25 protein-coding genes are annotated in these 26,827 nt (G+C 67.3%); 14 read left to right on the top strand and 11 right to left on the bottom strand.

Annotated elements, in window-relative coordinates:
• Positions 1–2: 2 nt before the first annotated feature.
• Complete coding sequence (gene mltF, locus HMPREF2581_RS01810; protein ID WP_016254283.1) at positions 3–1,472, bottom strand: membrane-bound lytic murein transglycosylase MltF; 1,470 nt, start codon at positions 1,470–1,472, stop codon at positions 3–5.
• 286 nt (positions 1,473–1,758) lie between these two features.
• Between mltF and purL the strand changes: the two genes are divergently transcribed.
• The 3 genes from purL to HMPREF2581_RS01800 all read left to right on the top strand — a co-directional run bounded on the left by purL (position 1,759) and on the right by HMPREF2581_RS01800 (position 6,437).
• Positions 1,759–5,655, top strand: a complete 3,897-nt coding sequence (gene purL / locus HMPREF2581_RS01805) for a phosphoribosylformylglycinamidine synthase (protein WP_003137917.1) — start codon at positions 1,759–1,761, stop codon at positions 5,653–5,655.
• Positions 5,656–5,661: 6 nt separating this feature from the next.
• Positions 5,662–5,940 (top strand): CDGSH iron-sulfur domain-containing protein, encoded by a 279-nt coding sequence (locus tag HMPREF2581_RS31505; protein ID WP_003158782.1) that lies wholly within the window; start codon positions 5,662–5,664, stop codon positions 5,938–5,940.
• Between the two features lie 179 nt (positions 5,941–6,119).
• Positions 6,120–6,437, top strand: coding sequence for a YqfO family protein (locus tag HMPREF2581_RS01800; protein WP_003092679.1), 318 nt, complete (start codon positions 6,120–6,122; stop codon positions 6,435–6,437).
• Positions 6,438–6,638: 201 nt separating this feature from the next.
• Here the strand turns inward: HMPREF2581_RS01800 and nagE are convergent, their stop codons facing one another.
• The 7 genes from nagE to HMPREF2581_RS01765 all read right to left on the bottom strand — a co-directional run bounded on the left by nagE (position 6,639) and on the right by HMPREF2581_RS01765 (position 15,151).
• A complete protein-coding gene (nagE, locus tag HMPREF2581_RS01795; RefSeq protein ID WP_003104812.1) occupies positions 6,639–8,351 on the bottom strand; it encodes an N-acetylglucosamine-specific PTS transporter subunit IIBC in 1,713 nt (570 codons plus the stop codon).
• A 24-nt stretch (positions 8,352–8,375) separates the two neighbouring features.
• The gene (ptsP, locus tag HMPREF2581_RS01790; protein WP_003137920.1) at positions 8,376–10,904 is read right to left on the bottom strand and encodes a phosphoenolpyruvate--protein phosphotransferase; all 2,529 of its coding nucleotides are present in this window, start codon (positions 10,902–10,904) and stop codon (positions 8,376–8,378) included.
• Between the two features lie 16 nt (positions 10,905–10,920).
• Positions 10,921–11,943, bottom strand: a complete 1,023-nt coding sequence (locus HMPREF2581_RS01785) for an SIS domain-containing protein (RefSeq protein ID WP_003137922.1) — start codon at positions 11,941–11,943, stop codon at positions 10,921–10,923.
• The gene (nagA, locus tag HMPREF2581_RS01780; RefSeq protein WP_003137924.1) at positions 11,940–13,031 is read right to left on the bottom strand and encodes an N-acetylglucosamine-6-phosphate deacetylase; all 1,092 of its coding nucleotides are present in this window, start codon (positions 13,029–13,031) and stop codon (positions 11,940–11,942) included. Before nagA ends, HMPREF2581_RS01785 begins: the two co-directional genes overlap by 4 nt.
• Positions 13,032–13,047: 16 nt before the next feature.
• The gene (locus HMPREF2581_RS01775) at positions 13,048–13,791 is read right to left on the bottom strand and encodes a GntR family transcriptional regulator (protein WP_003092669.1); all 744 of its coding nucleotides are present in this window, start codon (positions 13,789–13,791) and stop codon (positions 13,048–13,050) included.
• A 242-nt stretch (positions 13,792–14,033) separates the two neighbouring features.
• Entirely contained in the window at positions 14,034–14,534 is a 501-nt protein-coding gene (locus HMPREF2581_RS01770) for a L,D-transpeptidase family protein (RefSeq protein WP_003092667.1), read from the bottom strand.
• Between the two features lie 62 nt (positions 14,535–14,596).
• Entirely contained in the window at positions 14,597–15,151 is a 555-nt protein-coding gene (locus HMPREF2581_RS01765) for an NUDIX hydrolase (protein ID WP_003092665.1), read from the bottom strand.
• Positions 15,152–15,291: 140 nt separating this feature from the next.
• Between HMPREF2581_RS01765 and HMPREF2581_RS01760 the strand changes: the two genes are divergently transcribed.
• From HMPREF2581_RS01760 to HMPREF2581_RS01740, 5 genes are read left to right on the top strand one after another with little or no spacing between them, the layout of a single operon-like run.
• Positions 15,292–15,903 (top strand): CoA pyrophosphatase, encoded by a 612-nt coding sequence (locus HMPREF2581_RS01760; RefSeq protein WP_003092664.1) that lies wholly within the window; start codon positions 15,292–15,294, stop codon positions 15,901–15,903.
• Positions 15,904–15,940: 37 nt separating this feature from the next.
• Positions 15,941–16,465 carry a gamma carbonic anhydrase family protein gene (locus tag HMPREF2581_RS01755; protein WP_003092662.1) on the top strand — a complete coding sequence of 175 codons (525 nt, stop codon included), beginning with the start codon at positions 15,941–15,943 and terminating at the stop codon, positions 16,463–16,465.
• Positions 16,462–16,656: a DUF1289 domain-containing protein gene (locus HMPREF2581_RS01750; protein WP_003092660.1), complete on the top strand. Its 195-nt coding sequence runs from the start codon at positions 16,462–16,464 to the stop codon at positions 16,654–16,656. The genes HMPREF2581_RS01755 and HMPREF2581_RS01750 overlap by 4 nt, the downstream gene beginning before the upstream one ends.
• A 37-nt stretch (positions 16,657–16,693) precedes the next feature.
• Positions 16,694–17,875 (top strand): formate-dependent phosphoribosylglycinamide formyltransferase, encoded by a 1,182-nt coding sequence (gene purT, locus HMPREF2581_RS01745; RefSeq protein ID WP_003092658.1) that lies wholly within the window; start codon positions 16,694–16,696, stop codon positions 17,873–17,875.
• A 1-nt stretch (position 17,876) separates the two neighbouring features.
• Entirely contained in the window at positions 17,877–18,626 is a 750-nt protein-coding gene (locus HMPREF2581_RS01740; protein WP_003137927.1) for an SGNH/GDSL hydrolase family protein, read from the top strand.
• A gap of 7 nt (positions 18,627–18,633) precedes the next feature.
• On the opposite strand, the gene HMPREF2581_RS01735 is transcribed toward HMPREF2581_RS01740, so the two are convergent.
• The 3 genes from HMPREF2581_RS01735 to HMPREF2581_RS01725 form a co-directional block, all read right to left on the bottom strand.
• Entirely contained in the window at positions 18,634–19,947 is a 1,314-nt protein-coding gene (locus HMPREF2581_RS01735) for an MFS transporter (RefSeq protein WP_003092654.1), read from the bottom strand.
• A 303-nt stretch (positions 19,948–20,250) separates the two neighbouring features.
• A complete protein-coding gene (locus HMPREF2581_RS01730; protein WP_003111904.1) occupies positions 20,251–21,543 on the bottom strand; it encodes an HlyC/CorC family transporter in 1,293 nt (430 codons plus the stop codon).
• A gap of 12 nt (positions 21,544–21,555) precedes the next feature.
• The gene (locus HMPREF2581_RS01725; RefSeq protein WP_003092649.1) at positions 21,556–22,356 is read right to left on the bottom strand and encodes a cytochrome C assembly family protein; all 801 of its coding nucleotides are present in this window, start codon (positions 22,354–22,356) and stop codon (positions 21,556–21,558) included.
• A gap of 300 nt (positions 22,357–22,656) precedes the next feature.
• On the opposite strand from HMPREF2581_RS01725, the gene ffh reads away from it, so the two are divergent.
• The 6 genes from ffh to HMPREF2581_RS01695 all read left to right on the top strand — a co-directional run bounded on the left by ffh (position 22,657) and on the right by HMPREF2581_RS01695 (position 26,768).
• A complete protein-coding gene (gene ffh / locus HMPREF2581_RS01720; protein WP_003092645.1) occupies positions 22,657–24,030 on the top strand; it encodes a signal recognition particle protein in 1,374 nt (457 codons plus the stop codon).
• A 209-nt stretch (positions 24,031–24,239) separates the two neighbouring features.
• Positions 24,240–24,491: a 30S ribosomal protein S16 gene (rpsP, locus tag HMPREF2581_RS01715; RefSeq protein ID WP_003109644.1), complete on the top strand. Its 252-nt coding sequence runs from the start codon at positions 24,240–24,242 to the stop codon at positions 24,489–24,491.
• A gap of 15 nt (positions 24,492–24,506) precedes the next feature.
• Complete coding sequence (gene rimM, locus HMPREF2581_RS01710) at positions 24,507–25,034, top strand: ribosome maturation factor RimM (protein ID WP_003092640.1); 528 nt, start codon at positions 24,507–24,509, stop codon at positions 25,032–25,034.
• 6 nt (positions 25,035–25,040) lie between these two features.
• Positions 25,041–25,799 (top strand): tRNA (guanosine(37)-N1)-methyltransferase TrmD, encoded by a 759-nt coding sequence (trmD, locus tag HMPREF2581_RS01705; protein WP_003137931.1) that lies wholly within the window; start codon positions 25,041–25,043, stop codon positions 25,797–25,799.
• Positions 25,800–25,840: 41 nt separating this feature from the next.
• Positions 25,841–26,191 carry a 50S ribosomal protein L19 gene (rplS, locus tag HMPREF2581_RS01700; protein WP_003092637.1) on the top strand — a complete coding sequence of 117 codons (351 nt, stop codon included), beginning with the start codon at positions 25,841–25,843 and terminating at the stop codon, positions 26,189–26,191.
• A gap of 151 nt (positions 26,192–26,342) precedes the next feature.
• A complete protein-coding gene (locus tag HMPREF2581_RS01695) occupies positions 26,343–26,768 on the top strand; it encodes an acyl-CoA thioesterase (RefSeq protein WP_003092635.1) in 426 nt (141 codons plus the stop codon).
• The last annotated feature ends 59 nt before the right edge of the window (positions 26,769–26,827 follow it).

Raw genomic sequence — 26,827 nt, 5'->3', positions numbered from 1 at the left:
GGCTAGAGTTTCTCGTCGCCGCTGTCTTCTTCCGGGCGCGTCTTGTTCACGCCGGGCAGGTGCAACCCGCTCTCGGCGATCTGGCTGCCTTCCATCTGCGGCTGGGTCACCCAGGTGAGGATGTCGTAGTAGCGCCGCACGTTCTGTACGAAGTGCACGGTCTCGCCGCCGCGCGCATAGCCGTAGCGGGTCTTGGCGTACCACTGCTTCTGCGCCAGGCGCGGCAGCATCTTCTTCACGTCCAGCCACTTGTTCGGGTTGAGGCCTTCCTTCTCGGCCATCTTGCGCGCGTCTTCCAGGTGCGCGCCGCCGATGTTGTAGGCGGCCAGGGCGAACCAGCTGCGGTCCGGTTCCTTGATGCTCTCGGGCAGTTCGCTGCGGATCTGCACGAAATACTTGCTGCCGCCCTGGATGCTCTGCTTCGGGTCGAGCCGGTTGGACACCCCCATCGCCTGGGCGGTGCGGTTGGTCAGCATCATCAGGCCGCGCACGCCGGTCTTGGAGGTGGCGCCGGGCTGCCACAGCGATTCCTGGTAGCCGATGGCGGCGAGCAGGCGCCAGTCGGTATCCAACTGCTTGCCGCTCTGCTTGAAGTGGCTTTCGTAGCGCGGCAGGCGTTGCTGCAGGTGCTGGGCGAAGGTGTAGGCGCCGACGTAGCCGAGTACGTCGACATGCCCGTAGTAACGGTCCTTCAGGCGTTGCAGCAGCCCTTCCTTCTTGGCCTGGTCGAGGAACGCGTTGACCTCGTTCATCAGGCTGTCGTCGCCCCCCGGCAAGGCCCAGGCCAGCCCGCGGGCTTCGCCGAAGTCGAAGGCGACGCGGACGTTGGGGAAGTACACCTGGTTCATCGCCAGTTCGTTGGAGTCGACCAGGGTCAGGTCGATGTCGCCGACGTCGACCATGCGCAACAGGTCGACCACTTCGACAGCATCGGATTCTTCGTACTTCAGTTCGGGATACTGCTTCTTCAGCTCGGCGAGCTGCTCCGCGTGGCTGCTGCCCTTGAGCACCATGATGCGCTTGCCGACCAGGTCTTCCGGGCGGGTCGGGCGCTGCTGGCCGTTGCGGTAGATTATCTGCGGGGTGACGTCGAGGTAGGTGTGCGAGTAGCGCACGCTGGCGTCGTCTTCGCGTCCCGGGGTCAGGCCGGCCGCGGCGAGCGCCGGGCCGCCCTCGCGGGAAAGCTGGGCATAGAGGTCGTCGAGGTTGTCGGCGGTCTCGATCTTCAGCTCGACGCCGAGACGCTCGGCGAAGCGCTTGGCCAGTTCGTATTCGAAGCCGGTTTCGCCGTTGCGGTCCTGGAAGTAGGTGGCCGGGCTGTTGCGGGTGATCACGCGCAGTACGCCCTCCTTCTGCACGCGCTCCAGGGCGGTAGGGGCTTTCGCCTCGCTACAGCCCGCAAGCAGCAGAAAGATGCCGGTCGCCAACAGCCAGGCGGCGCAACGTAAGCGGTACGCGGTCAGGGCAAACATCGGCGCAGTATACGCAAAGGCGAGACGGCGCCATATCTCGACAGCCGGGACCTTCTCTGCTATCGCCGGGATACCGTTCGTCCGCCGTTTCGCTTGCCCCGTCGCAGAGCGCTGCGGCGCCGTTCTCGAAGTGCTTCGAAGCGGGCCGCCGCGGATCCGATGGAGGGCTATGCGATAGCCATCGGCGCGGGTGCCGCCGGACGGTGCTTTACGGTAGAATGCACGGCCTCTGCGGGCCGGCCCGGCCGGCCCCCACACCTTCCCGTCTCCAGAGGCTGTTCCGACAATGCTGATCCTGCGCGGCGCTCCCGCCCTTTCCGCTTTCCGCCACGGCAAACTGCTCGAGCAACTGACCCAGCACGTACCTGCCGTTACCGGGCTGTACGCTGAGTTCGCGCATTTCGCCGACGTCACCGGCGCGCTCACCGCCGACGAGGAGCAGGTGCTGGCGCGGCTGCTGAAATACGGCCCGAGCGTGCCGGTGCAGGAGCCCAGCGGCCGGCTGTTCCTGGTGGTGCCGCGCTTCGGCACCATCTCGCCGTGGTCGAGCAAGGCCTCCGACATCGCCCGCAACTGCGGCCTGGCGAAGATCGACCGGCTGGAGCGCGGCATTGCCTACTATGTGCAGGGCGAACTGTCTGAGAGCGACGCCCAACAGGTCGCCGCCCGCCTGCATGACCGCATGACCCAACTGGTGCTGGACCGCCTGGAAGGCGCCGCCGAGCTGTTCAGCCATGCGCAGCCCCGCCCGCTCACCGCCGTCGACGTGCTTGGCGGCGGTCGCGCCGCGCTGGAGAAGGCCAACGTCGAGCTGGGCCTGGCCCTGGCCGAGGACGAGATCGACTACCTGCTGAAGAGCTTCGGCGAACTGGGGCGCAACCCGCACGACGTCGAGCTGATGATGTTCGCCCAGGCCAACTCCGAGCATTGCCGGCACAAGATCTTCAATGCCAGTTGGGACATCGACGGGCAGGCCCAGGACAAGAGCCTGTTCGGCATGATCAAGAACACCTACGAGATGAACCGCGAAGGCGTGCTGTCCGCATACAAGGACAACGCCGCGGTCATCGTCGGCCATGTCGCCGGGCGTTTCTTCCCCGATCCGCAGACCCGCGAATACGCCGCCAGCCGCGAGCCGGTGCAGATCCTGATGAAGGTGGAGACCCACAACCACCCGACCGCCATCGCGCCGTTCCCCGGTGCCTCCACCGGTTCCGGCGGCGAGATCCGCGACGAGGGCGCCACCGGCCGCGGCGCCAAGCCGAAGGCCGGCCTGACCGGCTTCACCGTGTCCAACCTGCAGATCCCCGGTTTCGAACAGCCCTGGGAAGTGCCCTACGGCAAGCCCGAGCGCATCGTCACCGCGCTGGACATCATGGTCGAGGGCCCGCTGGGCGGCGCCGCGTTCAACAACGAGTTCGGCCGTCCGGCGCTGACCGGCTACTTCCGTACCTTCGAGCAGAAGATCGCTACCCCTCACGGCGAGGAAGTGCGCGGCTACCACAAGCCGATCATGCTCGCCGGCGGCATGGGCAACATTCGCGACGAACACGTGCAGAAGGGCGAGATCAGCGTCGGCGCCAAGCTCATCGTCCTTGGCGGCCCGGCCATGCTGATCGGCCTGGGCGGCGGCGCCGCCTCTTCGATGGCCACCGGCGCCAGCTCCGCCGACCTCGACTTCGCCTCGGTGCAGCGCGACAACCCGGAAATGGAGCGACGTTGCCAGGAAGTGATCGACCGCTGCTGGCAGCTCGGCGAGCGCAACCCGATCAGCTTCATCCATGACGTCGGTGCCGGCGGCCTGTCCAACGCCCTGCCGGAACTGATCAACGACGGCGGCCGCGGCGGTCGCTTCGAGCTGCGCGCGGTGCCCAACGACGAGCCGGGCATGAGCCCGCTGGAAATCTGGTGCAACGAGTCGCAGGAGCGCTACGTGCTGTCGGTGGACGCCGCCGACTTCGAGACCTTCAAGGCCATCTGCGAGCGCGAGCGCTGCCCGTTCGCGGTGGTCGGCGAGGCCATCGAGCAGCGCCAGCTGACCGTCGCCGACAGCCATTTCGACAACAAGCCGGTGGACATGCCGCTGGAAGTCCTGCTCGGCAAGGCGCCGCGCATGCACCGCGCGGTCACCCGCGAGGCCGAGCTGGGTGACGATTTCGACGCCGCCGGGCTGGAGCTGCAGGAAAGCGTCGAGCGCGTCCTGCGCCATCCCGCCGTGGCCAGCAAGAGCTTCCTGATCACCATCGGCGACCGCACCATCACCGGGCTGGTGGCCCGCGACCAGATGGTCGGGCCCTGGCAGGTGCCGGTGGCCGACTGCGCCGTCACCGCCACCAGCTTCGACGTCTACACCGGCGAGGCCATGGCGATGGGCGAGCGCACCCCGCTGGCGCTGCTGGACGCCCCGGCTTCCGGACGCATGGCCATCGGCGAGACGGTCACCAACCTGGCTGCCGCGCGTATCGGCAAGCTGTCCGACATCAAGCTTTCCGCCAACTGGATGGCCGCCGCCGGCCACCCCGGCGAGGACGCGCGCCTGTATGACACGGTCAAGGCCGTGGGCATGGAACTGTGTCCGGAACTGGGCATCACCATCCCGGTGGGCAAGGACTCGATGTCCATGAAGACCCGCTGGCAGGACAATGGCGAGGACAAGAGCGTCACTTCTCCGGTCTCGCTGATCGTCACCGGCTTCGCTCCGGTCGCCGACGTGCGCCAGAGCCTGACCCCGCAACTGCGCCTGGACAAGGGCGAGACCGACCTGATCCTGATCGATCTCGGCCGCGGCAAGAACCGTCTCGGCGGCTCGATCCTGGCCCAGGTCCACGGCAAGCTCGGCCGCGCCGTGCCGGACGTCGACGACGCCGAGGACCTGAAAGCCTTCTTCGCGGTGATCCAGGGGCTCAATGCCGACGGCCATATCCTCGCCTACCACGACCGTTCCGACGGCGGCCTGATCACCAGCGTGCTGGAGATGGCCTTCGCCGGTCACTGCGGCGTCGAGCTGAACCTCGATGCCCTGGCCGATAGCCGCGAAGAGCTGGCGGCCGTGTTGTTCAGCGAGGAACTGGGCGCGGTGATCCAGGTTCGCGAGGGCGCCACTCCGGAAGTCCTCGCGCAGTTCAGCGCCGCCGGTCTCGACGACTGCGTGGCGGTGATCGGCCAGCCGGTCAACGGCTACGAGATCAACCTGAACTACAACGGCGAGACCGTCTACAGCGCCCAGCGCCGCATCCTGCAACGCATCTGGAGCGAGACCAGCTACCAGATCCAGCGTCTGCGCGACAACGCCGACTGCGCCGAGCAGGAGTTCGACGCGTTGCTGGACGAAGACAACCCCGGGCTGTCGATCAAGCTCAGCTACGACGTCAACGATGACATCGCCGCGCCCTACATCAAGAAGGGCGTGCGGCCGAAAGTGGCGATCCTCCGCGAGCAGGGCGTCAACGGCCAGGTGGAGATGGCCGCGGCGTTCGACCGCGCCGGCTTCGCCGCGATCGACGTGCACATGAGCGACATCCTCGCCGGGCGGGTCGACCTGGACGCCTTCAAGGGCCTGGTGGCCTGCGGTGGCTTCTCCTACGGCGACGTGCTCGGCGCCGGCGAGGGCTGGGCCAAGTCGATCCTCTTCAACGCCCGCGCCCGCGACGGCTTCCAGGCCTTCTTCGCGCGCAAGGACAGCTTCGCCCTCGGCGTCTGCAACGGCTGCCAGATGATGTCCAACCTGCACGAGCTGATTCCCGGCACCGAGTTCTGGCCGCACTTCGTGCGCAACCGTTCCGAGCAGTTCGAGGCGCGGGTGGCGATGGTCCAGGTGCAGGAGTCGTCGTCGATCTTCCTGCAGGGCATGGCCGGTTCGCGCCTGCCGATCGCCATCGCCCATGGCGAAGGCCATGCGGAGTTCGAGTCGGAGGAAGCGTTGCTCGAGGCCGACCTTTCCGGCTGCGTGTCGCTGCGTTTCGTCGACAACCACGGCAAGGTCACCGAAGCCTACCCGGCCAACCCCAACGGGTCGCCGCGCGGCATCACCGGGCTGAGCAGCCGCGACGGCCGGGTCACCATCATGATGCCGCACCCCGAGCGGGTGTTCCGCGCCGTGCAGAATTCCTGGCGTCCGGACGACTGGCAGGAAGACGGCGGCTGGCTGCGCATGTTCCGCAACGCCCGGGTCTGGGTGGACTGATCCGGCATGGCGGGCGATGCGGACTCCAGCTCGTCGCCCGACCTTCTTCCCGAGGTTCGCCGGGTCTCTCCCGGCGACACCTTGCGGCTCTGTACCTGCGGGGCTTCGGCTTCGCTTCCCGACTGTCCCGCCGACTGCCGCAACGGCCTGACGCTCCACGCGACCCGCGAGCGCCTGTTGCTGTTGTGCCGCTGCGGGCGCTCTGCCGACCTGCCGTATTGCGACGGTAGCCATGCGCCTTCCGCCTCCGGGCTGAAGGCCAGGTGGCGGCGTTTCCGCGGCTGAACGTAAATCTGTGAACGCCCGCACGAAGGTGTTGTGACGGGCGAACAAATGTTGCGCTTATCTGTCGTAAAGACAGCGTCAAATATTCATCATGTCAAGGCAAAGTGCCATTATTTGGCGTCGGCAGTCGCACAACCACCGACCGCCTCGTGCAGCATTCGATTCGTGCGGAGAAAACGATGTACAAGCTGTGTTTCTATGTGCCTGAGAGCCATCTGGATGTCGTCAAGCAAGCGGTGTTTGCCGCGGGTGGCGGGCGCATCGGGGCGTACGACAGTTGCTGCTGGCAGTCCCTTGGCCAGGGCCAGTTCCGGCCCCTGGACGGTAGCCAACCCTACCTGGGCCAGGTCGGCCAGGTCGAGCACGTGGCGGAGTGGAAAGTGGAGCTGGTGGTGGCCGACGAGCTCATCCACGCCAGCGTCAAGGCGCTGAAGGCGGCGCATCCCTATGAGACCCCGGCCTACGAGGTCTGGCGCCTGACCGACATGGTCTTCTGAGTTTTCCTCGGACAAGCAAGAAGGGCGGCCAGTGGCCGCCTTTTTCGTTATCCGCCTCACGGGGAGAGCCCGACCCGGGGCTGTGGCGTGGCGCGAACAACCGTCTCGCGATTATCGAACCCGAGCGTGGGAGCTGTGGCGTAGGGCGGATAACCGCTTGGCGGTTATCCGCCGATTGGCCGGGGTCCAGCCCTCCTGCCGTCAGCGCCGCAGCAGCGGTTGCAGGGCCTGGCTCAGGGCCGCGGCGCGGGGGCCCACCAGGATATGGCAGATGCCGCCGGCGAGGGAACTGACGCCCTGTCCGCCGAGACGACGCAGTTGCTCGGTGGCCAGCTTGCGTTCGTCCGCCACGCTGACCCGCAGGCGGGTCAGTGCGACGTCCCGTACCTCGCGCAGGTTGCCGGCGCCGCCGAGGGCGCCGAGCCAGGCCTGGGCTTCGGCGGCGTCGACGGTGGCCTGCATCGCCACCACCTCTTCGGCTGTGTGCGGACTGCCCAGCGGCGGTACGGCTTCGCCCGGTTGCGTATCGAAGGGCAGGGCGCGGCGGATCTCGTCGGCGATGCTGTCGGCCTGTGGGCCGACCACCACCTGCAGGCTGCCGGCCTTGCCCGGACGTACCACGGCCATCGCACCGAGGGCCTTGAGCTGGGCGTCCGAGGCCTTGTCGCGGTCGACCAGGCGCAGACGCAGGCGCGTGGTGCAGGCGTCCACCACTTCGAGGTTGGCTGCGCCACCCAAGGCGCGGATGAATGCCGGGGCGCGCTCGGCTTCGGCGTTGTCGCCCGATTCGCTGCTCGCGTCGTCTTCGCGGCCCGGGGTCTTCAGGTTGAAGCGGCGGATGCAGAAGTCGAACACCAGGTAATAGATGCCGGCATAGAGCAGGCCCAGCGGCCAGAGCATCCAGCCGTGGGTGGAGCGGCCCCAGCCCAGGGCGAGGTCGATGGCGCCACCGGAGAAGGTGAAGCCGAGGCGGATGTCGAGCAGGTCGGTGAGGGCCATGGACAGGCCGGTGAGCAGCGCATGCAGCAGGTAGAGCAGCGGCGCGAGGAACATGAAGGCGAACTCCACCGGCTCGGTGACGCCGGTGAGGAAGGCGGTCAAGGCCATCGACAGGAGCAGCCCGCCGATCAGCTTGCGCCGCTCCGGACGGGCGTTGCGGTACATCGCCAGGCAGGCGGCGGGCAGGCCGAACATCATCACCGGGAACATCCCGGCCATGAACTGGCCGCCCTTCGGGTCGCCGGCGAAATAACGCGCCAGGTCGCCGGTGACGACGCGCCCGGTTTCCGGGTCGGTGAAGCTGCCGAAGACGAACCACACCAGGTTGTTGAGGATGTGGTGCAACCCAGTGACGATCAGCAGGCGGTTCAGCACGCCGAAGGCGAAGGCGCCGAAGCTGCCGCTTTCCAGCATGAGTTGGCCGAGGCCGTTGATGCCCTGTTGCAGCGGTGGCCAGATCACCCCGAACAGCAGGCCCAGGCAGACCGCGCTGATCCCGGTGGCGATCGGCACGAAGCGGCGGCCGCCGAAGAACGCCAGGTATTCCGGCAGCTTCACGTCCTTGAAGCGGTTATACAGGGCGCCAGCCACCAGGCCGCTGATGATGCCGGAGAGCACGCCCATGTCGATGCCCGGATCGATCACCTTGAGCACCGAGATCATCACCAGGTAGCCGATGGCGCCGGCCAGGCCGGCGGTGCCGTTGTTGTCGCGAGCGAAACCGACGGCGATGCCGATGGCGAAGATCAGCGCCAGGTTGGCGAAGATCGCCTTGCCGGCGTCGTGGACCAGCGGAATGTCGAGCAGGTCGACGTCGCCCAGGCGCAGCAGCAGGCCGGCGATCGGCAGGATCGCGATCGGCAGCATCAGGGCGCGGCCCAGGCGTTGCAGGCTTTCGATCAGGAACGGGGGCATGGCGGTGGTCTCCGATTGTTCTTGTCAGGCCAGCGGCCAGTGTTGCAGGCAGGCGTCGCGCACCGCCCGGGCGCTGCCCAGGTCCAGCAGCGCCTGGGCGTGGCGGCGGCATTCGGCGGCGTCGAGCTGGCGCACCCGGGTCTTGATCTCGCCGACCAGGTTCGGCCCGACGGACAATTCCTCGACCCCGAGGCCGACCAGTACCGGTGTCGCCAGCGGGTCCGAGGCCAGCGCACCGCAGACGCCGACCCAGCGGCCGTGGCGGGCTGCTCCGGCGCAGGTCTGGGCGATCAGTCGCAGCAGCGCCGGGTGCAGGGCGTCGATGCGGTCGGCCAGGCCGGCGTGGCAACGGTCCATGGCCAGGGCATACTGCGACAGGTCGTTGGTGCCGATGGAGAGGAAGTCGGCGTGTTCGGCCAGTTGATCGGCGAGCAGGGCGGCGGAGGGCACCTCGATCATCACCCCGAGTTCGGGCAGGCGCTCGATCCCCAATTGCGTGGCCAGCTCGCCGAGGCGGCCACGGATGGCGCGCAGTTCGTCGACCTCGCTGACCATCGGCAGCAGTATCCGGCAGCGTTCCAGCGGTTCGACCCTGAGCAGCGCGCGCAACTGCTGGTCGAGCAGTTCCGGGCGCGCCTGGCCGAGGCGGATGCCGCGCAGGCCCAGCGCAGGGTTTTCTTCCACCGGCAGCGGCAGGTAGTCGAGGTGCTTGTCGCCGCCGACATCGATGGTGCGGATGATCACCTTGCGCTGGCCCATGGCGTCCAGAACCTCCTGGTAGGCGTTGCGCTGCTCCTCTTCGTCGGGCGCGGCGCGGCGCTCGAGAAAGAGAAACTCGGTGCGTAGCAGGCCGACCCCGTCGGCGCCGTTGGCGAAGGCTTCGGCGGCCTCGCGCGGCGAGGCGACGTTGGCGCCGATCTCGATGCGCCGGCCGTCGCGGGTGAGCGCCTCGCGCTGCGCATCGGCCTGCTGGCGGCGGCGTTGTTCCTCGCGCTGCGCCACTTGCAAGGCGACCTGCTCCAGGCGTCGAGCGTCGGGGCTGAGTTCCAGCCGGCCCTGGCCGGCGTCCAGCACCACCTGCCGGCCTTCCTCCAGCTCCAGCAGCCCGGCGCCGAGCGCCACCAGGCACGGCAGGCCTTTGCTGCGGGCGAGGATGGCCACGTGGGAGGTGGCGCCGCCTTCGGCCATGCACAGGCCAGCCGCGCCGGCATCCACCAGCGGCGCGAGGTCGGAGGGGGTGATCTCCCGGGCGGCGACGATGGCGCCAGCAGGCACCCGCAACGGCGCGGTGTCGCCGAGCAGTACCCGCAGCACGCGTTTTTCCAGGTCGCGCAGGTCGTTGGCGCGCTCGGCCAGCAGCAGGTTGCCCAGCGCCTGGAGAATCTCGCACTGGGCCTGGATCGCCCGGTGCCAGGCGTGGGCGGCGCCGACGCCCTGGTCGATCAGCATGTCGGCGGCGTCCAGCAGACCCGGGTCTTCCAGCAGCGCGAGATGCGCGGAAAAGATCGCCGCTTCGTTCTCGTCGCCGCCCAGCCTGGCCTGCTGCAGGCTCCCCTGTACGTCGTCGCGCACCCGTTGCAGGGCCTGGTCCAGGGCGAGGTGCTGTTCCTCGGGACGATGCCGGCCGTCATCCGCCGGCAGGCTGATGGCGCCGAGCCGCGCCAGGGGACCGCTGGCCAGGCCGGGCGAAGCGCAGACGCCGGCCAGGGTACCGGCGACAGCCGCAGGTCGCGCCGCCTCGCCCGGGGCGATGGCGCGCGGAGCCTCCTTCGGAGCCCCCGCGGTGGCGCTGGCGAGGGCCGCGAGCAGGGCGCCGAGGGCCGCCTCGCTGTCTTCGCCGCGACAGATCACCTCTACCTCGTCCTGTTCGGCGACCCCCAGGCCCATGATACCGACCAGGCTGTCGACGCTGGCCACTTGCCCGGCGAAGTGCAGTTCGGCCTGGCTGGAAAAGCCCTGCGCGGTCTTGCGTAGCAGCGCTGCCGGGCGTGCGTGCAGACCGCCATGATGGGCGACCCGCGCCCGCCCGCGAACCTGGCGCTGCGCGGAGCCTTCGCCAGGCGCGGGATTGGCCGGACGTTGCTCGGCCTTCTCCGGACTCAGTTGCAGGAGCGGCGCGCCGACCTCCACCGGGTTGGTGGTCAGCGGGCGTACCTGGAAGCCGTCGCCGTTGGTCAGGATCATCACCGTGATCAGACTGCGGCTGCCGCGGGCGACGCGGTCCAGGTCGAAGCGCAGCAGCGGCTGGCCCTCGATCACCCGCGCACCTTCCTCGACCAGCGCTTCGAAGCCCTCGCCTTGCAGCTGTACGGTGTCGAGGCCGACGTGCAGCAGCAACTCGGCACCGTTGTCGGCGCGCAGGCTGAGCGCGTGGCGGGTTCGCGCCAGGTGGCTGACCAGCCCGGCGCAGGGCGCGTGCAGGCAGTCGTTGAGTGGGTCGATGGCGATGCCTTCGCCCAGGGTGCCGCTGGAAAACACCGGGTCGGGTACTCGGTTGAGCGGCATCACGGGGCCGCTCAGGGGCGCTTTGAGGGCGAGATTCTTGTTGTTCATGGGCGCGCGCTCAGGCTCAGTGGGTTCGGGTGACTTTGCTCAGGTGCCGTGGCTGGTCCGGGTCCATGCCGCGGGCTTCGGCCAGGCCGGCGGCCATGACGTAGAAACTCTGGATCGCCAGGATCGGATCGAGCGCCGGATGCGCGGCGCGCTGCAGCGGCAGGTCGCGTTCGGCGATGTCGTCCGGGGCGGCGAGCAATACCTGCGCACCGCGCTGGCGCATATCCTCGGCGATCGCCAGCAGGCCTTCCTGCTCCGGGCCGCGGGGAGCGAACACCAGCAGCGGATAGCGCTCCTCGACCAGCGCCATCGGTCCATGGCGGACCTCGGCGCTGCTGAAGGCCTCGGCCTGGATCGCCGAGGTTTCCTTGAATTTCAGCGCGGCCTCCTGGGCGATGGCGTAGCCGGCGCCGCGACCGATCACCATCAGCCGCTGGCAGTCGCGCAGGGCCTCGATGGCCGGCGACCAGTCGAGCCTGGCGGCCTGCTCCAGCCCGGCCGCCAGGCCCTGGCCTGCGGCCAGCAGGGCATTGTCGCGCTGCCAGTGGGCGAGCAGGCGGGCGCTGGCGCTGAGCGTGGCGATGAAGCTCTTGGTCGCTGCGACGCTGCGCTCGGCGCCGGCGCAGAGCGGCACGACGAATTCGCTGGCGGCTTCCAGCGGCGAATCCTCGGCATTCACCAGGGCGATGCCCAGGGCGCCGCGTTCGCGCAGGATGCGCAGGCTGTCCACGAGATCGGGGCTCTGCCCGGACTGCGAGAAAGCGAAGACGGCCTGCCCGGCGACACGCAGTGGCGAGCGGTTCAGGGTCACTACCGACATGGGCAGCGAGGCCACCGGCAAGCCGGCGTGCTGCATGGCCAGGTAGGCGAAGTAGCTGGCGGCATGGTCGGAGCTGCCGCGCGCGACAGTCAGTGCCAGGTTCGGATCGACCTCCCGCAGACGCTGGCCAAGCGCCGGCAGGCAGGCGTCGAGCACGGCCAGTTGACGGCTCGCCACCGCGGCGGCGGAGAGCGCTTCCTCGAGCATCAGCGAAGTCATTCGAGTTCTCCTTCCACCATCACGGCGTCGAGTTCCAGGGAGCGATCCAGGCGCACCACATCGGCCCAGGCTGCGGGCGCCAGGCGGCCGCGCTCGGCGAGGCCGAGGTAATCGGCGGGGAATTGCGAAAGGCGTTGCGAGGCTTCGGCCAGGGGCAGGCCGATCTTCACCAGGTTGCGCAGCGCCTGGTCCATGGTCAGGGTGCTGCCGGCCAGGGTGCCGTCGGGCAGGCGCACGCCGCCCAGGCACTTGGTCACCGTGTGGCTGCCGAGCTTGTACTGGCCGTCGGGCATGCCGGCGGCGGCGGTGGAGTCGGTCACGCAGTACAGGCACGGGATCGAACGCAGGGCCACCCTGATGGCGCCGGGATGGACATGCAGCAGGTCGGGGATCAGCTCGGCGTAGCGTGCGTGGGCCAGGGCCGCGCCGACGATACCCGGTTCGCGGTGGTGCAGGCCGGTCATCGCGTTGTAGAGGTGGGTGAAGCTGCTGGCGCCGGCTTCCAGTGCGGCCACGCCATCCTCGTAGCTGCCCAGGGTATGGCCGATCTGCAGGCGTACGCCGCGCTCGGCGAGGGCGCGGATCAGCGGCCGGTGTCCGGCGATCTCGGGGGCGATGGTGATTACCCGGATCGGCGCGCGGCGCAGGTAGTCCTCGACTTCCTCGAGCACCGCGGCATGGGCGAAGTTGGGCTGCGCGCCGAGCTTGCCGGAGTTGATGTAGGGGCCTTCCAGGTGCACGCCGAGTATCCGTGAACCGCCCTCCAGCGAGCGGCGGCAGTAATCGCCGAGCTGGCTGAGGATGTCGGCGATCTCCTCGCGCGGTGCAGTCATGGTGGTGGCCAGCAGCGAGGTCGTGCCGAAGCGCCGGTGGGTGCGGGCGATGGTGGCGAAGGCGTCGCCGCCTTCCATGATGTCGCGGCCGCCGCCGCCGTGCACATGCAGGTCGATGAAGCCTGGCAGCAGGTACGGATCGGCGTTGCTGGCCGGATCGCAGGGCTCGCCTTCGATCCGCTGGATACGCCCGTCCTGGATGTGCAGGCGGCCGAGGATCCAGCCTTGCGGGGTGAGGATGTTGCCTTCGAGCATGGCGGCTCCGTGTCGGTCAGCGTCGCAGTTCGGCGACGAAGTCGTAGTAGTCGTTGCGGCAGTAGGTGTCGGTCAGCTCTATCGGGGTGTTGTCCTCGAGGTAGCCGATCCGGGTCATCAGCAGCATCGCGGTGCCCGGCGCGATGCCGACCAGCGCGGCATCGGACGCGGAGGCGTTGATCGCGCGCACGTGCTGGAGGGCGCGGACCACCGGGCGACCGATGCCGTCCAGGTATTCGTAGAGGGAATCGCCGACCGCCGTCGGATCCGGCAGCAGGCGTGCCGGCAGGGTGCTGTTCTCGATCGCCATCACCGTGCCGTCGGCCTTGCGCAGGCGCTTCATGCGCGCGACCTTCTCGGTCGGCGAGAGGCCGAGGCGGATCAGTTCGTCGTGGGTGGGCAGGGCGATGCCGCGCTCCAGCCAGGTGGAGCCGGGGGTGAAGCCTTTCAGGCGGAGCATCTCGCTGAAGCTGGAGAGACGCGACAGCGGTTGTTCGAGACGCGGCGTAATGAAGGTGCCGGAGCCCTGGTTGCGGCGGATCAGCCCCTGCTCGAAGAGTACTTCGAGGGCCTTGCGCGCGGTGACGCGGGAAATGTTCAGGGTTTCGCTGAGGTTGCGTTCGGAGGGCAGCGCTTCCTCCGCTTTCCACTGGCCGGCATGGATCGCGCTCTCGAGATTGCGCGCCAGCTGCAGATAGAGGGGGGTGGGTTGCGCCTCGTCGGGACGCAGGGCCAGGAGCAGGTCGTGGGCTGTCTTCATGAGAGGTTCCGATGCGGATTGTGTTGTTGTCGCCCGGTAATGCTGGGAAAACTAATACCACTTGAATACCACGTCAATGCCAGTTGTTCGTCGCGCACGCGTCAGCCAGCCGTCCCGTCGATTGACTTGGCCTGAGTAAGGGATGCAAGGGTTTGACGGATAAAAGAAAACGCCGCCGGAAAATCTCGCGGCGGCGTTCCTGGTGTGGCTGACGGCTGACGAGTGGTATCAGCCTGGTTCTGTCAGGGGCGGATCTCGATCAGCGTGCCGTCTTTCACCACGCTCCAGACTTCGCGCATGTCGGTATTGTTCATGGCGATACAGCCATTGGTCCAGTCCAGGGTGGAGAAGTACCACTCCGGGTATTCGTCATCCAGCGGGGTGCCGTGGATCATGATCATGCCACCGGCCGGCAGGCCCTTTTCCCGGGCCTTGGCCACGTCGCGGGCGTTGGGGTAGGAAATGTGCATGGAGAGGTTGTAGTTGTTGCTGGTCTTGCGCCAGTCGATCCAGTAGAAGCCTTCCGGGGTGCGGTTGTCGCCTTCGGCCAGCTTCGGGCCGGTCGGGCGCTTGCCCAGCGAGACACGGTAGCTTTTCAGGACGTTGCCTTTGTTGAGGAGCAGCAGTTTTCGCTCGGACTTGAGCACCAGGACCTTGTCCACCTTGCCTTCCAGGCTCGGCGCGGCATTGGCCTGGGTCAGACTGGCGAAGGTCAAGCACAGCAAAGCAAGCAACCAGCGCATGGAAGTGAAATCCCCGATGTTCCCTTGAGCCGCAACGGCGGCGGTGTTCGAGTGTTTGGCGTTCAGTCTTTCTTATAGGAAGCCAGCATAGGTGCAATGGCTTCGTTGCGCACCGGGAAGCAGCCTTCGCGGCGGTCGCTGAAGTAGCATTCTAAGGTACGGCCGATGGTCGGAAAAGCCAGCTCCGACCAGGGAATCTCCGCTTCGTCGAAAAGCCGCACCTCCAGGCTTTCATCGCCGGCGGAGAAATCCAGGTCGAGCAGCTCGGCGCGGAAGAACAGGTAGACCTGGCTGATGTGCGGCAGGTCGAAAAGGGTATAGAGCTGCAGGTCGCCGATCCGCGCGTTGGCTTCTTCCTCTGTCTCGCGGGCCGCCGCCTGGGCGAGGGTCTCGCCGTTCTCCATGAAGCCGGCCGGCAGCGTCCAGTAGCCCAGGCGCGGCGCAATGGCGCGACGGCAGAGCAGGACCTGGCCGTCCCACACCGGCAGGCTGCCGGCGACGATACGCGGGTTCTGGTAGTGCACGGTGTGGCAGGCGTCGCAGACGTAGCGCAGGCGGTTGTCGCCGTCCGGGATGCGCTGGACCACCGTGGCGCCGCACAGGCTGCAGAATTTCATGCCAGGTTCTTCTTCGGGGAAAGGCCTATCTTGCTCGGCTGGCCGGGAGGCGACAAGGCCCCGTGCGGGAGGGGTGGGCTGGCCGGGGCTTTCGTGCCATGATCTCGGGGAAACGACAAGACCTCGGAAACCCCGGCAGTATGAACTGCACGCTCGACGAGCTGCGCCAACGCATCGAGGCGCACCGCCCCCGCCAACTGGATACCGACCAGCGCTTCCCCCAAGCGGCCGTGCTGGTGCCCATCACCCGCAGCGACGATCCGGAGCTGGTGCTGACCCTGCGCGCCGCCGGTTTGTCTACCCATGGCGGCGAGGTCGCCTTCCCCGGCGGGCGGCGCGACCCGGAAGACGCCGACCTGGTGCGCACCGCCCTGCGCGAGGCGGAGGAGGAGATCGCCTTGCCGCCGGGCCTGGTGGAAGTGGTCGGGCCGCTGAGCACCCTGGTCTCGCGGCATGGTATCGAGGTCACTCCCTATGTCGCCTTCATTCCCGACTTCGTCGAGTACCAGCCCAACGACGGCGAGATCGCCGCGGTGTTCAACGTGCCGCTGAGTTTCTTTCGCGACGACCCGCGCGAGGTCACCCACCGTATCGACTACTTCGGCCGCAGCTGGTACGTGCCCAGCTATCGCTTCGGCGAGTTCAAGATCTGGGGCCTGACGGCCATCATGGTGGTGGAGCTGGTCAACCTGCTGTACGACGACCCCATCGACCTGCACACGCCGCCGGCTTCGTTCATCAAACTGAGTTGACCGACGGGGCGCAGACCCCGGCCATGAGGAGATCGCGATGAAATACCGCCTGGGCGATGCCCGCGTCGAAACCCATCCCGACAGCTGGATCGCGCCCAGCGCAGCGGTGATCGGCAAGGTTCGCCTGGATGCCGGCGCCAGCGTCTGGTTTGGCGCGGTGCTGCGCGGCGACAACGAGCTGATCCATATCGGCGAGCACAGCAACGTCCAGGACGGCTCGGTGATGCACACCGACATGGGCTATCCGCTGACCCTCGGCAAGGGCGTCACCGTCGGCCACAACGCCATGCTGCATGGTTGCAGCGTGGGCGACTACAGCCTGGTGGGGATCAACGCGGTGATCCTCAATGGGGCGAAGATCGGCAAGTACTGCATCATCGGCGCCAACGCGCTGATTCCCGAGGGCAAGGAGATTCCCGACGGCTCGCTGGTGATGGGCTCGCCGGGCAAGGTAGTGCGCGAGCTGAGCGAGCCGCAGAAGAAGATGCTCGAGGCCAGCGCCGCCCACTATGTGCACAATGCCCGCCGTTACGCCCGCGACCTCGTCGAGGACCCGGCGTGAACGAGCGACCGGTGGCTTCGCCCTGCGTGCATGTCTGCGCGCTGGACGAGCAGGACATCTGCATCGGCTGCCAGCGCACGGCGGCCGAGATCACCCGCTGGGGCCTGATGAGCAACGACGAGCGCCGCGAGGTGCTCGGTCGCTGTTTCGAGCGCGCCAAGGCGCAAGGGCTGGTCAGCGGTTCCGCCTGAAGCGGATTCCGTTTTCTTTCATTTCCGAGGTTCTTCCATGACCCGTATCGGTACCCCCCTGTCGCCGAGCGCGACCCGCGTCCTTCTCTGTGGCTCCGGCGAGCTGGGCAAGGAAGTCGCCATCGAGCTGCAACGCCTGGGTTGCGAAGTGATCGCCGTCGATCGCTATGGCAACGCGCCGGCCATGCAGGTGGCACATCGCAGCCACGTGATCAGCATGCTCGACGGTGCCGCCCTGCGCGCGGTGATCGAGCAGGAGAAGCCGCACTACATCGTGCCGGAGATCGAGGCCATCGCCACCGCGACCCTGGTCGAGCTGGAGGCCGAAGGCTACACCGTGGTGCCCACCGCCCGCGCCGCGCAACTGACCATGAACCGCGAGGGTATCCGCCGGCTGGCTGCCGAGGAGCTCGGCTTGCCGACCTCGCCCTATCACTTCGCCGATACCTTCGAGGACTACCGCCGTGGCGTCGAGCGCGTCGGCTACCCCTGCGTGGTGAAGCCGATCATGAGTTCGTCTGGCAAGGGCCAGAGCGTCCTGAAAGGCCCCGACGACCTGCAGGCGGCCTGGGACTATGCCCAGGAAGGCGGGCGCGCCGGCAAGGGCCGGGTGATCGTCGAGGGCTTCATCGATTTCGACTACGAAATCACCCTGCTCACCGTGCGCCACGTCGACGGCACCACTTTCTGCGCGCCGATCGGTCACCGCCAGGTCAAGGGTGACTACCACGAGTCCTGGCAGCCGCAGGCGATGAGCGCGCAGGCCCTGGCCGAGTCCGAGCGGGTCGCCCGGGCAGTGACCGAGGCCCTCGGCGGACGCGGGCTGTTCGGCGTCGAACTGTTCGTCAAGGGCGACCAGGTGTGGTTCAGCGAGGTGTCGCCGCGACCGCACGATACCGGCCTGGTGACCCTGATTTCCCAGGATCTTTCCGAGTTCGCGCTGCACGCGCGGGCGATCCTCGGCCTGCCGATCCCGGTGATCCGCCAGCTTGGCCCGTCGGCCTCGGCGGTGATCCTGGTGGAAGGCAAGTCCCGGCAGGTCGCTTTCGCCAACCTCGGCGCCGCGCTGAGCGAGGCGGATACGGCGCTACGCCTGTTCGGCAAGCCGGAAGTGGATGGCCAGCGGCGGATGGGCGTGGCCCTGGCGCGCGACGAGTCGATCGACGCCGCTCGCGCCAAGGCGACCCGGGCCGCCCAGGCGGTTCGCGTCGAACTCTGAGATGCGCCGGCTGGCAACGCTGGCCTGGTGGGCGGCGGCTCTGCCGTTGCTGCCGCTGGCGGTGCCGCTGGCTATCCGCACCCGCCGCCGAGCCTTGCGCCTGGCGCCCGCGGCGGGACCTCGCGAAGGGCTGGTCGGTGGGTCCGGTGCCGAAGAGCCGCTGCGCTTGCTGTTGTTCGGTGAGTCGACAGTGGCCGGGGTCGGCGCCAGTTGCCTGGACTACGCCCTGGCCGGCCGCCTGGCCGCGGCGCTGGGCGAGCGTCTGCGCCGCCCGGTGGCCTGGCAGGCGCTGGGCGAGAACGGCATCACCAGCGGCGAGGCGCGCGAACGCCTGCTACCGCAGGTGGCGGGACGTTTCTTCGACCAGGTGATCCTGGTCTTCGGCGTCAATGACACCACCAGCCTGCGCTCCCTCGAACGCTGGCGTGCCGACTGCGCGGCCCTGATCGACGGCTTCCAGGCGGCCGGCGCGCAGGTGACTTGCACCGCGGTGCCGCCGCTGCGGCATTTTTCCGCCTTGCCCGGGTTGCTGCGGGCCCTGCTGGGATGGCGCGGGCGGCTGCTCGACGAGGCGCTGCGCGATCTCGCTGGCGCGACCGGCGCCGGCTACTGTCCGATCTCGCTGGACCTGCTTCCGGACTACCTGGCCATCGACGGCTTTCATCCGTCGCAGCTGGGCTACCAGGTCTGGGCCGGGGCCCTCGCCGACTGGTTGGCGGCGAGGGAGAAGGGCGGCGCCGCGGTAGCCTGAGCGAGACTCAGGACACTGCGCCGAGGTCGTTGTCGCGGGTTTCCTTCAGGCACAGCACCGCCAGCAGGCTGAGCAGCGCCGCTGCGGAGACGTAGCCGCCGACCCAGCCCAGGCCGCCGATGCCGACCAGCTTCTGGGCGATATAGGGCGCCACCGAGGCGCCGAGAATGCCGCCCAGGTTGTAGGCCGCCGACGCGCCGGTGTAGCGCACGTGGGTGGGGAATATTTCCGGCAGCAGCGCGCCCATCGGGGCGAAGGTGACCCCCATCAGGAACAGCTCGATGCAGAGGAACAGGGCGACGCTGAACGTCGAGCCCTGGCTGAGCAGCGGCTCCATGGCGAAGCCGGAGGCGATCGCCGCCAGGCTGCCGAGCAGCAGTACCGGCTTGCGTCCGAAGCGGTCGCTGAGCCAGGCCGACAGCGGCGTGGCGGCGGCCATGAAGAGCACCGCGAGGCACAGCAGACCAAGGAACTCCTCGCGGCTGAAGCCGAGGCTGGCCACCCCGTAGCTCAGCGAGAACACCGTGGAGATATAGAACAGCGCATAACACACCACCATCGCCAGGGCGCCGAGCAGGGTCGGCCGCCAGTGCTGGGCGAACAGCTCGGCGATCGGCAGGCGGACCCTCTCGTGCTTGGCCATGGCCTTGGCGAACACCGGGGTTTCCGCCAGCTTCAGGCGTACGTAGAGGCCGACCACGACCAGCGCCGCGCTGAGCAGGAACGGGATCCGCCAGCCCCAGTCACGGAACTGCTCCTCGCTGAGTAGCATCGCCAGGGCCAGGAACAGGCCGTTGGCGGCGAGGAAGCCGATCGACGGGCCGAGCTGGGGAAACATGCCGAACCAGGCGCGCTTGCCGGCCGGCGCGTTCTCCGTGGCCAGCAGCGCGGCGCCGCCCCACTCGCCGCCGAGGCCGAGGCCCTGGCCGAAGCGCAGCACGCAGAGCAGCAACGGCGCCCAGTAGCCGATGCTGTCGTAGCCGGGGAGGACGCCGATCAGGGTGGTGGATACCCCCATCAGCAGCAGCGAGGCGACCAGGGTTGACTTGCGCCCGATGCGGTCGCCGAAGTGGCCGAACAGCGCCGAGCCCAGCGGGCGAGCGAGGAAGGCGATACCGAAGGTGAGGAAGGCGCTGAGCATCTGCGCGGTGCCGGATGTCTGCGGGAAGAATACCGGACCGATCACCAGGGCGGCGGCAGTGGCATAGACGTAGAAATCGTAGAATTCGATGGCGGTGCCGATGAAGCTGGCGACTGCGACCCGGGTGGTCGAGTTGGCCGGTTCCGGAGCGGCGTCGGCGGCGAGGGTGGCGGCGGTCATGGTGGGAAGGTCCCTGGCAGTCGGGGCACGACGGAGTGCTTCCGTGCGGCCGGATGGTTATGGCCAGTGCGCCGATGCGGCGGCGCGGCGCCCGGGTGGGGCGGACGAGATCGGTCGCGCAGGGAGGATGGGGCTGCGCGCCGTGCGCCGGCTGGTACCGTCGGCATCGGGGCCGGGCGGGCAGGCGGGACTGGCGGGTGACTGGCCGGGGCTCGGGCTGCGGGTAGCGGCGGAACCGGCGGCAGGGCTGGATAAGCTGGGGTCGATTATAGAGCGCCGCAGGGCGGGTTCGGCAATCCCGGATCAGACGCTGGCGTCGCTTTCGACCAGCGGGGTCAGCGCGCGGGGATGCCAGGCGCGCACGCTTTTCACACGGTTTTCCGCCGACTGCTGGATTTCCAGGCAGTAGGGGCCGATGCGCAGGCACACCGCGCAATCGGGGATCTGCTCCAGGGCTTCGGTGACCAGGCCGTTGAGAGTCTTCGGGCCGTCGCAGGGCAATTGCCAGCCAAGCGACTTGTTCAGCTCGCGCAGGTTGGCGCTGCCGTCGATGACGAAGCTGCCGTCTTCCTGGGCCTGGATATCCGGGTTGTCGAGGCTGTCGAGGTCGTTGAAGTCGCCGACGATCTCTTCGAGGATGTCCTCCAGCGTGACGATGCCGATCACCTCGCCATATTCGTCGACCACCACGCCGATACGGCGCTTCTCCTTCTGGAAGTTCACCAGCTGGGTCGACAGCGGCGTGCTTTCCGGCACGAAATACGGCTCCATGCAGGCCTGGCGGAGATTCTCCTTGGTCAGGCGGCCCTGGGTCAGCAGGCGCGCGATCTGGCGCATGTGCACGACCCCTTCGATCTGGTTGACGTCGTCGCGGTAGACCGGCAGGCGGGTGTGGCTGGTGGTGCGCAGTTGCTCGACGATGACCTCGAGTTCGTCGTCGAGGTCGATGCCTTCGATTTCGTTGCGCGGGATCATCAGGTCGTTGACCGTGACCTTCTCCAGGTCCAGCAGGCCGAGCAGCATGTCATGCCGGTTGACCTCGCTGGCCTGGGGGTTGTCGGCCGGATGCAGGGCCTCTTCGTCGCGGCTGCGTCCGCTGTCGTCCTGTTCCGCCGCGGCGACGCCGAGCAGGCGCAGCAGCGCGTTGCTTAGCAGGGTCAGCAGCCACAGCAGGGGCCAGCACAGGCGCTGCAGGATCAGGAGCGGCAGGCTGAGCGGCAGGGCGACGCGTTCCGAGCGAAGGGCGCCGTAGCGGCGCGGCAGCAGGGCGCCGAACAGCAGCAGGAGCAGGGTCATGCCGGGGATGGCGACGGCCAGGCCGATGACGCCCCAGTGGCGCAGCGCGGCCCAACTGGCCAGGGCGGCGGCGCTGACGTTGACCAGGGTGCGGCCGAACAACAGGGTGCCGCGCAGGCGGTCGTCGTGCAGCAGCAGCCAACTGCTGCGCCGGGCCCCGCGCAGGCCTTGCTTGGCCTGTAGGCGCAGGCGGTAACGGTCGAGGTTGAGCAGGGCGGTCTCGACGCAGGAGAAGAACGCCGAGCAGGCGACCAGGAGAACCAGCAGGCCGACCAGGTACCCGGGGTGCAGCTCATCCATGAAGGAGGCCCATCAGATGTGCAGGATGAATTCCCGCACCAGCTTGCTGCCGAAGTACGCCAACATCAACAGGCAGAAACCGGCCAGGGTCCAGCGGATCGCCTTGTGGCCCCGCCAGCCGAGCTGGTGGCGACCCCAGAGGAGCACGGCGAAGACCACCCAGGCGAAGCAGGACAGGATGGTCTTGTGCGCCAGGTGCTGGGCGAACAGGTTGTCGACGAACAGCCATCCGGACAGCAGCGACAGCGAAAGCAGCGACCAGCCACCCCAGAGGAAGCCGAACAGCAGGCTTTCCATGGTTTGCAGGGGCGGGAAGTTGCGGATCAGCCCGGACGGATGCTTGTGCTTGAGGCGGTAATCCTGGAGCAGCAGCAAGAGCGCCTGGAACACCGCGATGGTGAGCAGGCCGTAGGCCAGGATCGAGAGCAGGATGTGGGCCAGGATGCCTGGTTGTTCGTTGATCGGCTCGACGGTGCCGTGGGGGATGAGTACCGCCAGCAGGGTGGTGAGGGCGCCCAGCGGGAATAGAAGGAGGAGCAGGTTCTCCACCGGTATCCGCAAGGTCGCCAGCAGGGTCAGGAGGATTACCGCGGCGGCGATCAGGCTGGCGGCGTTGAAGAAGTCCAGCACCAGGCCGGCCGGGGTCAGCAATTGCTGGTAGAGGCTGAAGGCGTGGGCGACCAGTGCCAGGAGTCCGAACAGGAGCAGCAGGGGTTTGCCCGGCGCGGTGCGCTTGGACACACAGGCACCCTGGTAGGCGGCGGTGCCGAGATAGAGAACAGCAGCGATGAGGCTGGGCAGCAGGGGATGCATAAGTCCTTGTAATCGCGGGCCCGAAAGGATGGGAGTTTGGCATAGATCGAGCGTCGCGAGAAAGCCGTTGCGAACAGTTCTCTCGTACCTGTGGCCGGGTTGGCGGACCGCCTGCCGCGGGCGCCGCGACCTCATGGTCCGGCGGTCGCTTCGGCAAAGACGGAACGCATCGGCAAATCAAGGACTTGAGGCTGGCCTCCGGTCGTCGCCGGACACACACTCCGTCTTTCATCGCGTGTCCCGCGACGCGCTCTTGGTTATAATCCGCCGCTTGCCGCAACCCCCGTGGAAGGATCGCGCATGTTCGAAAACCTTACAGACCGCCTCTCGCAGACGCTTCGCCATGTCACCGGCAAGGCCAAGCTGACCGAGGACAACATCAAGGACACTCTGCGCGAAGTGCGCATGGCCCTGCTCGAGGCCGACGTGGCCCTGCCGGTGGTCAAGGACTTCGTCAACAAGGTCAAGGAGCGCGCCGTCGGCACCGAGGTCTCGAAGAGCCTGACCCCGGGACAGGCGTTCGTGAAGATCGTCCGCGCCGAACTCGAGGAGTTGATGGGGGCGGCCAACGAGGACCTGGCGCTGAGCGTCGCGCCGCCGGCGGTGATCCTGATGGCCGGCCTGCAGGGCGCGGGCAAGACCACCACCGCGGGCAAGCTGGCGCGCTTCCTTAAGGAACGGAAGAAGAAGTCGGTGATGGTGGTTTCCGCCGACGTCTACCGTCCCGCCGCGATCAAGCAGCTGGAAACCCTGGCGGGCGAGGTCGGCGTAACCTTCTTCCCTTCCGACGTCAGCCAGAAGCCGGTGGCCATCGCCGAGGCGGCGATCCGCGAGGCGAGGCTGAAGTTCATCGACGTGGTGATCGTCGATACCGCAGGCCGCCTGCACATCGATGCCGACATGATGGACGAGATCAAGCAGGTGCACGCGGCGATCAAGCCGGCGGAAACCCTGTTCGTGGTCGATGCCATGACCGGCCAGGACGCCGCCAACACCGCCAAGGCCTTCAATGACGCCTTGCCGCTGACCGGCGTGGTCCTGACCAAGGTCGACGGCGACGCGCGTGGCGGTGCCGCGCTCTCGGTGCGGGCCATCACCGGCAAGCCGATCAAGTTCCTCGGCATGGGCGAAAAGAGCGAAGCGCTCGATCCGTTCCATCCCGACCGCGTGGCCTCGCGCATCCTCGGCATGGGCGACGTGCTCAGCCTGATCGAACAGGCCGAGCAGAACCTCGACCGCGACAAGGCCGAGAAGCTGGCGAAGAAGATCAAGAAGGGCAAGGGCTTCGACCTGGAAGACTTCCGCGACCAGTTGCAACAGATGAAGAACATGGGCGGCCTCGGCGGGCTCATGGACAAGCTGCCGATGCTCGGCGGGGTCAACCTGGCGCAGATGGGCAATGCCCAGGGCGCTGCGGAGAAACAGTTCAAGCAGATGGAGGCGATCATCAACTCGATGACGCCCGGCGAACGGCGCGATCCGGAAATGATCAGCGGCTCGCGCAAGCGCCGCATCGCCCTTGGCTCCGGTACCCAGGTGCAGGACGTTGGCCGGCTGATCAAGCAGCACAAGCAGATGCAGAAGATGATGAAGAAGGTCACCGCCAAGGGCGGCATGGCCAAGATGATGCGAGGCATGGGCAGCATGTTCCCGGGGGGCATGCCCAAGCTTTGATCGGACGCGCGGCCGCTGGCCACGCCGGCGGTTCCGCGCCGTCGGCCGGCGGGCGGACCGCGCGCTTCTCGCGCTCTCCGCGCCGGCCGATGGGTGGCCGAAAAAGAGATTTGCAAATTCCCCGATAATCCTTAGAATATGCGGCCTTTCGGGCCGTGGGCCCAGCGTGCATTCATTTTGCAAGCACCGACTACAGGAACGAAGTTCACATGGTAACCATCCGTCTTGCTCGTGGCGGCTCCAAAAAGCGCCCCTTCTACCACCTGACCGTGACCAACAGCCGCAATGCGCGCGATGGTCGCTTCGTCGAGCGCATCGGTTTCTTCAACCCGGTTGCGACTGGTGGCGAAGTGCGTCTGTCCGTCGACCAGGAGCGTGCTACCTACTGGCTCGCCCAGGGTGCACAGCCGTCTGAGCGCGTTGCTCAGCTGCTCAAGGACGCTGCCAAGGCAAACGCCTAAGCCGTCATGAGTGAAATGCCGACACCCGCCGACGACCTGGTCGTGATCGGCAAGATCGTTTCGGTGTACGGCATCCGCGGTGAGGTGAAGGTGTATTCCTTTACCGACCCGTTGGACAACCTGCTGGACTATCGCCGCTGGACGCTCCGGCGCGACGGCGAGATTCGGCAGGCCGAGCTGGTCAGGGGGCGCCTGCATGGCAAGGTCCTGGCCGCCAAGCTCAAGGGGCTCGACGATCGCGAAGAGGCCCGCACCTTCACCGGTTACGAGATCTGCATCCCGCGTAGCGAGTTGCCCTCTCTCGAGGAAGGTGAGTACTACTGGCACCAGCTGGAAGGCCTGAAGGTGATCGACCAGGGCGGGCAGTTGCTCGGCGTGATCGACCATCTGCTGGAAACCGGTGCCAACGATGTCATGGTGGTCAAGCCCTGCGCGGGCAGCCTGGACGACCGCGAGCGCCTGTTGCCCTACACCGGGCAATGCGTGCTGTCGATCGACCTGGCCGCTGGCGAGATGCGGGTGGACTGGGACGCGGACTTCTGATCATCCATGGACAAGCGTTTGTGGGTGGGCGTCGTCAGCATCTTTCCGGAGATGTTCCGCGCGATCAGTGACTATGGCATCACCAGCCGTGCGGTAAAGCAGGGGTTGCTCACGCTGACCTGCTGGAATCCACGGGTCTACACCGAGGACCGCCACCAGACGGTGGACGACCGGCCCTTCGGCGGTGGCCCTGGCATGGTGATGAAGATCAAGCCTCTGGAGGGCGCGCTGGCGGATGCCAGGCAAGCCGCCGGGGGCAGGAAGGCGAAGGTGATCTACCTTTCGCCGCAAGGCCGCCAGCTGACGCAGGCGGGCGTACGCGAACTGGCCGAAGAGGAAGCGTTGATCCTCATCGCCGGGCGCTACGAAGGCATCGACGAGCGCTTCATCGAAGAGCACGTCGATGAAGAATGGTCGATCGGCGATTATGTCCTGTCCGGCGGTGAGTTGCCGGCCATGGTGCTGGTCGATGCAGTGACGCGGTTGCTGCCCGGTGCATTGGGTCATGCAGATTCCGCCGAGGAGGACTCCTTCACGGATGGCCTGCTCGACTGCCCGCACTACACCCGACCCGAGGTGTATGCGGACAAACGTGTTCCTGAAGTGTTGCTCAGTGGCAACCATGAACACATCCGGCGTTGGCGTTTGCAGCAGGCCCTTGGGCGGACCTGGGAACGACGCGCCGATCTTCTGGATAGCCGCTCGCTTTCTGGAGAAGAGCAGAAGCTGCTGGCGGAATACATCCGTCAGCGGGACGATAGTTAACGTATCGATGGCTGGCCGATTGCCGGTCTTAGGAGCACAGCATGACCAACAAGATCATTCAGCAGATCGAAGCTGAACAGATGAACAAAGAGATCCCGGCGTTCGCCCCCGGCGACACCGTGATCGTCCAGGTCAAGGTGAAGGAAGGCGACCGTCAGCGTCTGCAGGCCTTCGAAGGCGTCGTCATCGCCAAGCGCAACCGTGGCCTGAACAGCGCCTTCACCGTGCGCAAGATCTCCAACGGCGTGGGCGTGGAACGTACCTTCCAGACCTACAGCCCGATCGTCGACAGCCTGAGCGTCAAGCGTCGCGGCGACGTGCGCAAGGCCAAGCTGTACTACCTCCGCGCCCTGTCCGGCAAGGCCGCGCGCATCAAGGAAAAACTGGTCTAATCCGGTTCTTCTCCGAGAAAAGCAGCCCGAGGGCTGCTTTTTTCATGTCTGGCGTTCGCCTTTCCGGCGGCGCTTCCTACTGCCCACGGCAGCGCATAACCAGTACAACATCCGCGGCACCCAGGCAGCCACTCCATCCGGTATTCGTGGCATGACCCCCAGAGAGCAAGAAATCCTGCGTCGCACCGAGCTTTCCGAAACCCGTGTGACCAAGGCGGTATTCCCGCCCACCACCAATCACCACAACACCCTGTTCGGCGGGACTGCGCTGGCCTGGATGGACGAGGTCTCGTTCATCACCGCGACCCGTTTCTGCCGCCTGCCGCTGGTGACCGTTTCCACCGATCGCATCGACTTCAACCACCCGATCCCGGCGGGCTCGATCGTCGAGTTGGTCGGCCGGGTGGTCAAGGTCGGCAACACCAGCCTCAAGGTGGAGGTCGAGGTGTACCTGGAAAGCATGTACGCCGACGGTCGCGAGAAGGCCATACACGGCCTGTTCAGCTTCGTCGCCATCGACGACGAAAAGCGGCCGGTTCCGGTCCTGCCGGGGTTCCCGGCCAGCCAGGCGGCTTGAGCCAGGCGGAAAGAAGGCACCCACGGGTGCCTTTTCCATATCCCCGGACGATTCGGCCC

The sequence above is a fragment of the Pseudomonas sp. HMSC057H01 genome, from assembly GCF_001836405.1.
GTDB lineage: Bacteria > Pseudomonadota > Gammaproteobacteria > Pseudomonadales > Pseudomonadaceae > Pseudomonas > Pseudomonas aeruginosa.
This window is presented reverse-complemented; position numbering and strand designations above follow the sequence as displayed.

Bases quoted from the DNA above. Each gene is read 5' to 3' on its own strand.
- mltF (WP_016254283.1), bottom strand. From the start codon at position 1,472: ATGTTTGCCCTGACCGCGTACCGCTTACGTTGCGCCGCCTGGCTGTTG.
- purL (WP_003137917.1), top strand. From the start codon at position 1,759: ATGCTGATCCTGCGCGGCGCTCCCGCCCTTTCCGCTTTCCGCCACGGC.
- HMPREF2581_RS31505 (WP_003158782.1), top strand. From the start codon at position 5,662: ATGGCGGGCGATGCGGACTCCAGCTCGTCGCCCGACCTTCTTCCCGAG.
- HMPREF2581_RS01800 (WP_003092679.1), top strand. From the start codon at position 6,120: ATGTACAAGCTGTGTTTCTATGTGCCTGAGAGCCATCTGGATGTCGTC.
- nagE (WP_003104812.1), bottom strand. From the start codon at position 8,351: ATGCCCCCGTTCCTGATCGAAAGCCTGCAACGCCTGGGCCGCGCCCTG.
- ptsP (WP_003137920.1), bottom strand. From the start codon at position 10,904: ATGAACAACAAGAATCTCGCCCTCAAAGCGCCCCTGAGCGGCCCCGTG.
- HMPREF2581_RS01785 (WP_003137922.1), bottom strand. From the start codon at position 11,943: ATGACTTCGCTGATGCTCGAGGAAGCGCTCTCCGCCGCCGCGGTGGCG.
- nagA (WP_003137924.1), bottom strand. From the start codon at position 13,031: ATGCTCGAAGGCAACATCCTCACCCCGCAAGGCTGGATCCTCGGCCGC.
- HMPREF2581_RS01775 (WP_003092669.1), bottom strand. From the start codon at position 13,791: ATGAAGACAGCCCACGACCTGCTCCTGGCCCTGCGTCCCGACGAGGCG.
- HMPREF2581_RS01770 (WP_003092667.1), bottom strand. From the start codon at position 14,534: ATGCGCTGGTTGCTTGCTTTGCTGTGCTTGACCTTCGCCAGTCTGACC.
- HMPREF2581_RS01765 (WP_003092665.1), bottom strand. From the start codon at position 15,151: ATGAAATTCTGCAGCCTGTGCGGCGCCACGGTGGTCCAGCGCATCCCG.
- HMPREF2581_RS01760 (WP_003092664.1), top strand. From the start codon at position 15,292: ATGAACTGCACGCTCGACGAGCTGCGCCAACGCATCGAGGCGCACCGC.
- HMPREF2581_RS01755 (WP_003092662.1), top strand. From the start codon at position 15,941: ATGAAATACCGCCTGGGCGATGCCCGCGTCGAAACCCATCCCGACAGC.
- purT (WP_003092658.1), top strand. From the start codon at position 16,694: ATGACCCGTATCGGTACCCCCCTGTCGCCGAGCGCGACCCGCGTCCTT.
- HMPREF2581_RS01740 (WP_003137927.1), top strand. From the start codon at position 17,877: ATGCGCCGGCTGGCAACGCTGGCCTGGTGGGCGGCGGCTCTGCCGTTG.
- HMPREF2581_RS01735 (WP_003092654.1), bottom strand. From the start codon at position 19,947: ATGACCGCCGCCACCCTCGCCGCCGACGCCGCTCCGGAACCGGCCAAC.
- HMPREF2581_RS01730 (WP_003111904.1), bottom strand. From the start codon at position 21,543: ATGGATGAGCTGCACCCCGGGTACCTGGTCGGCCTGCTGGTTCTCCTG.
- HMPREF2581_RS01725 (WP_003092649.1), bottom strand. From the start codon at position 22,356: ATGCATCCCCTGCTGCCCAGCCTCATCGCTGCTGTTCTCTATCTCGGC.
- ffh (WP_003092645.1), top strand. From the start codon at position 22,657: ATGTTCGAAAACCTTACAGACCGCCTCTCGCAGACGCTTCGCCATGTC.
- rpsP (WP_003109644.1), top strand. From the start codon at position 24,240: ATGGTAACCATCCGTCTTGCTCGTGGCGGCTCCAAAAAGCGCCCCTTC.
- rimM (WP_003092640.1), top strand. From the start codon at position 24,507: ATGCCGACACCCGCCGACGACCTGGTCGTGATCGGCAAGATCGTTTCG.
- trmD (WP_003137931.1), top strand. From the start codon at position 25,041: ATGGACAAGCGTTTGTGGGTGGGCGTCGTCAGCATCTTTCCGGAGATG.
- rplS (WP_003092637.1), top strand. From the start codon at position 25,841: ATGACCAACAAGATCATTCAGCAGATCGAAGCTGAACAGATGAACAAA.
- HMPREF2581_RS01695 (WP_003092635.1), top strand. From the start codon at position 26,343: ATGACCCCCAGAGAGCAAGAAATCCTGCGTCGCACCGAGCTTTCCGAA.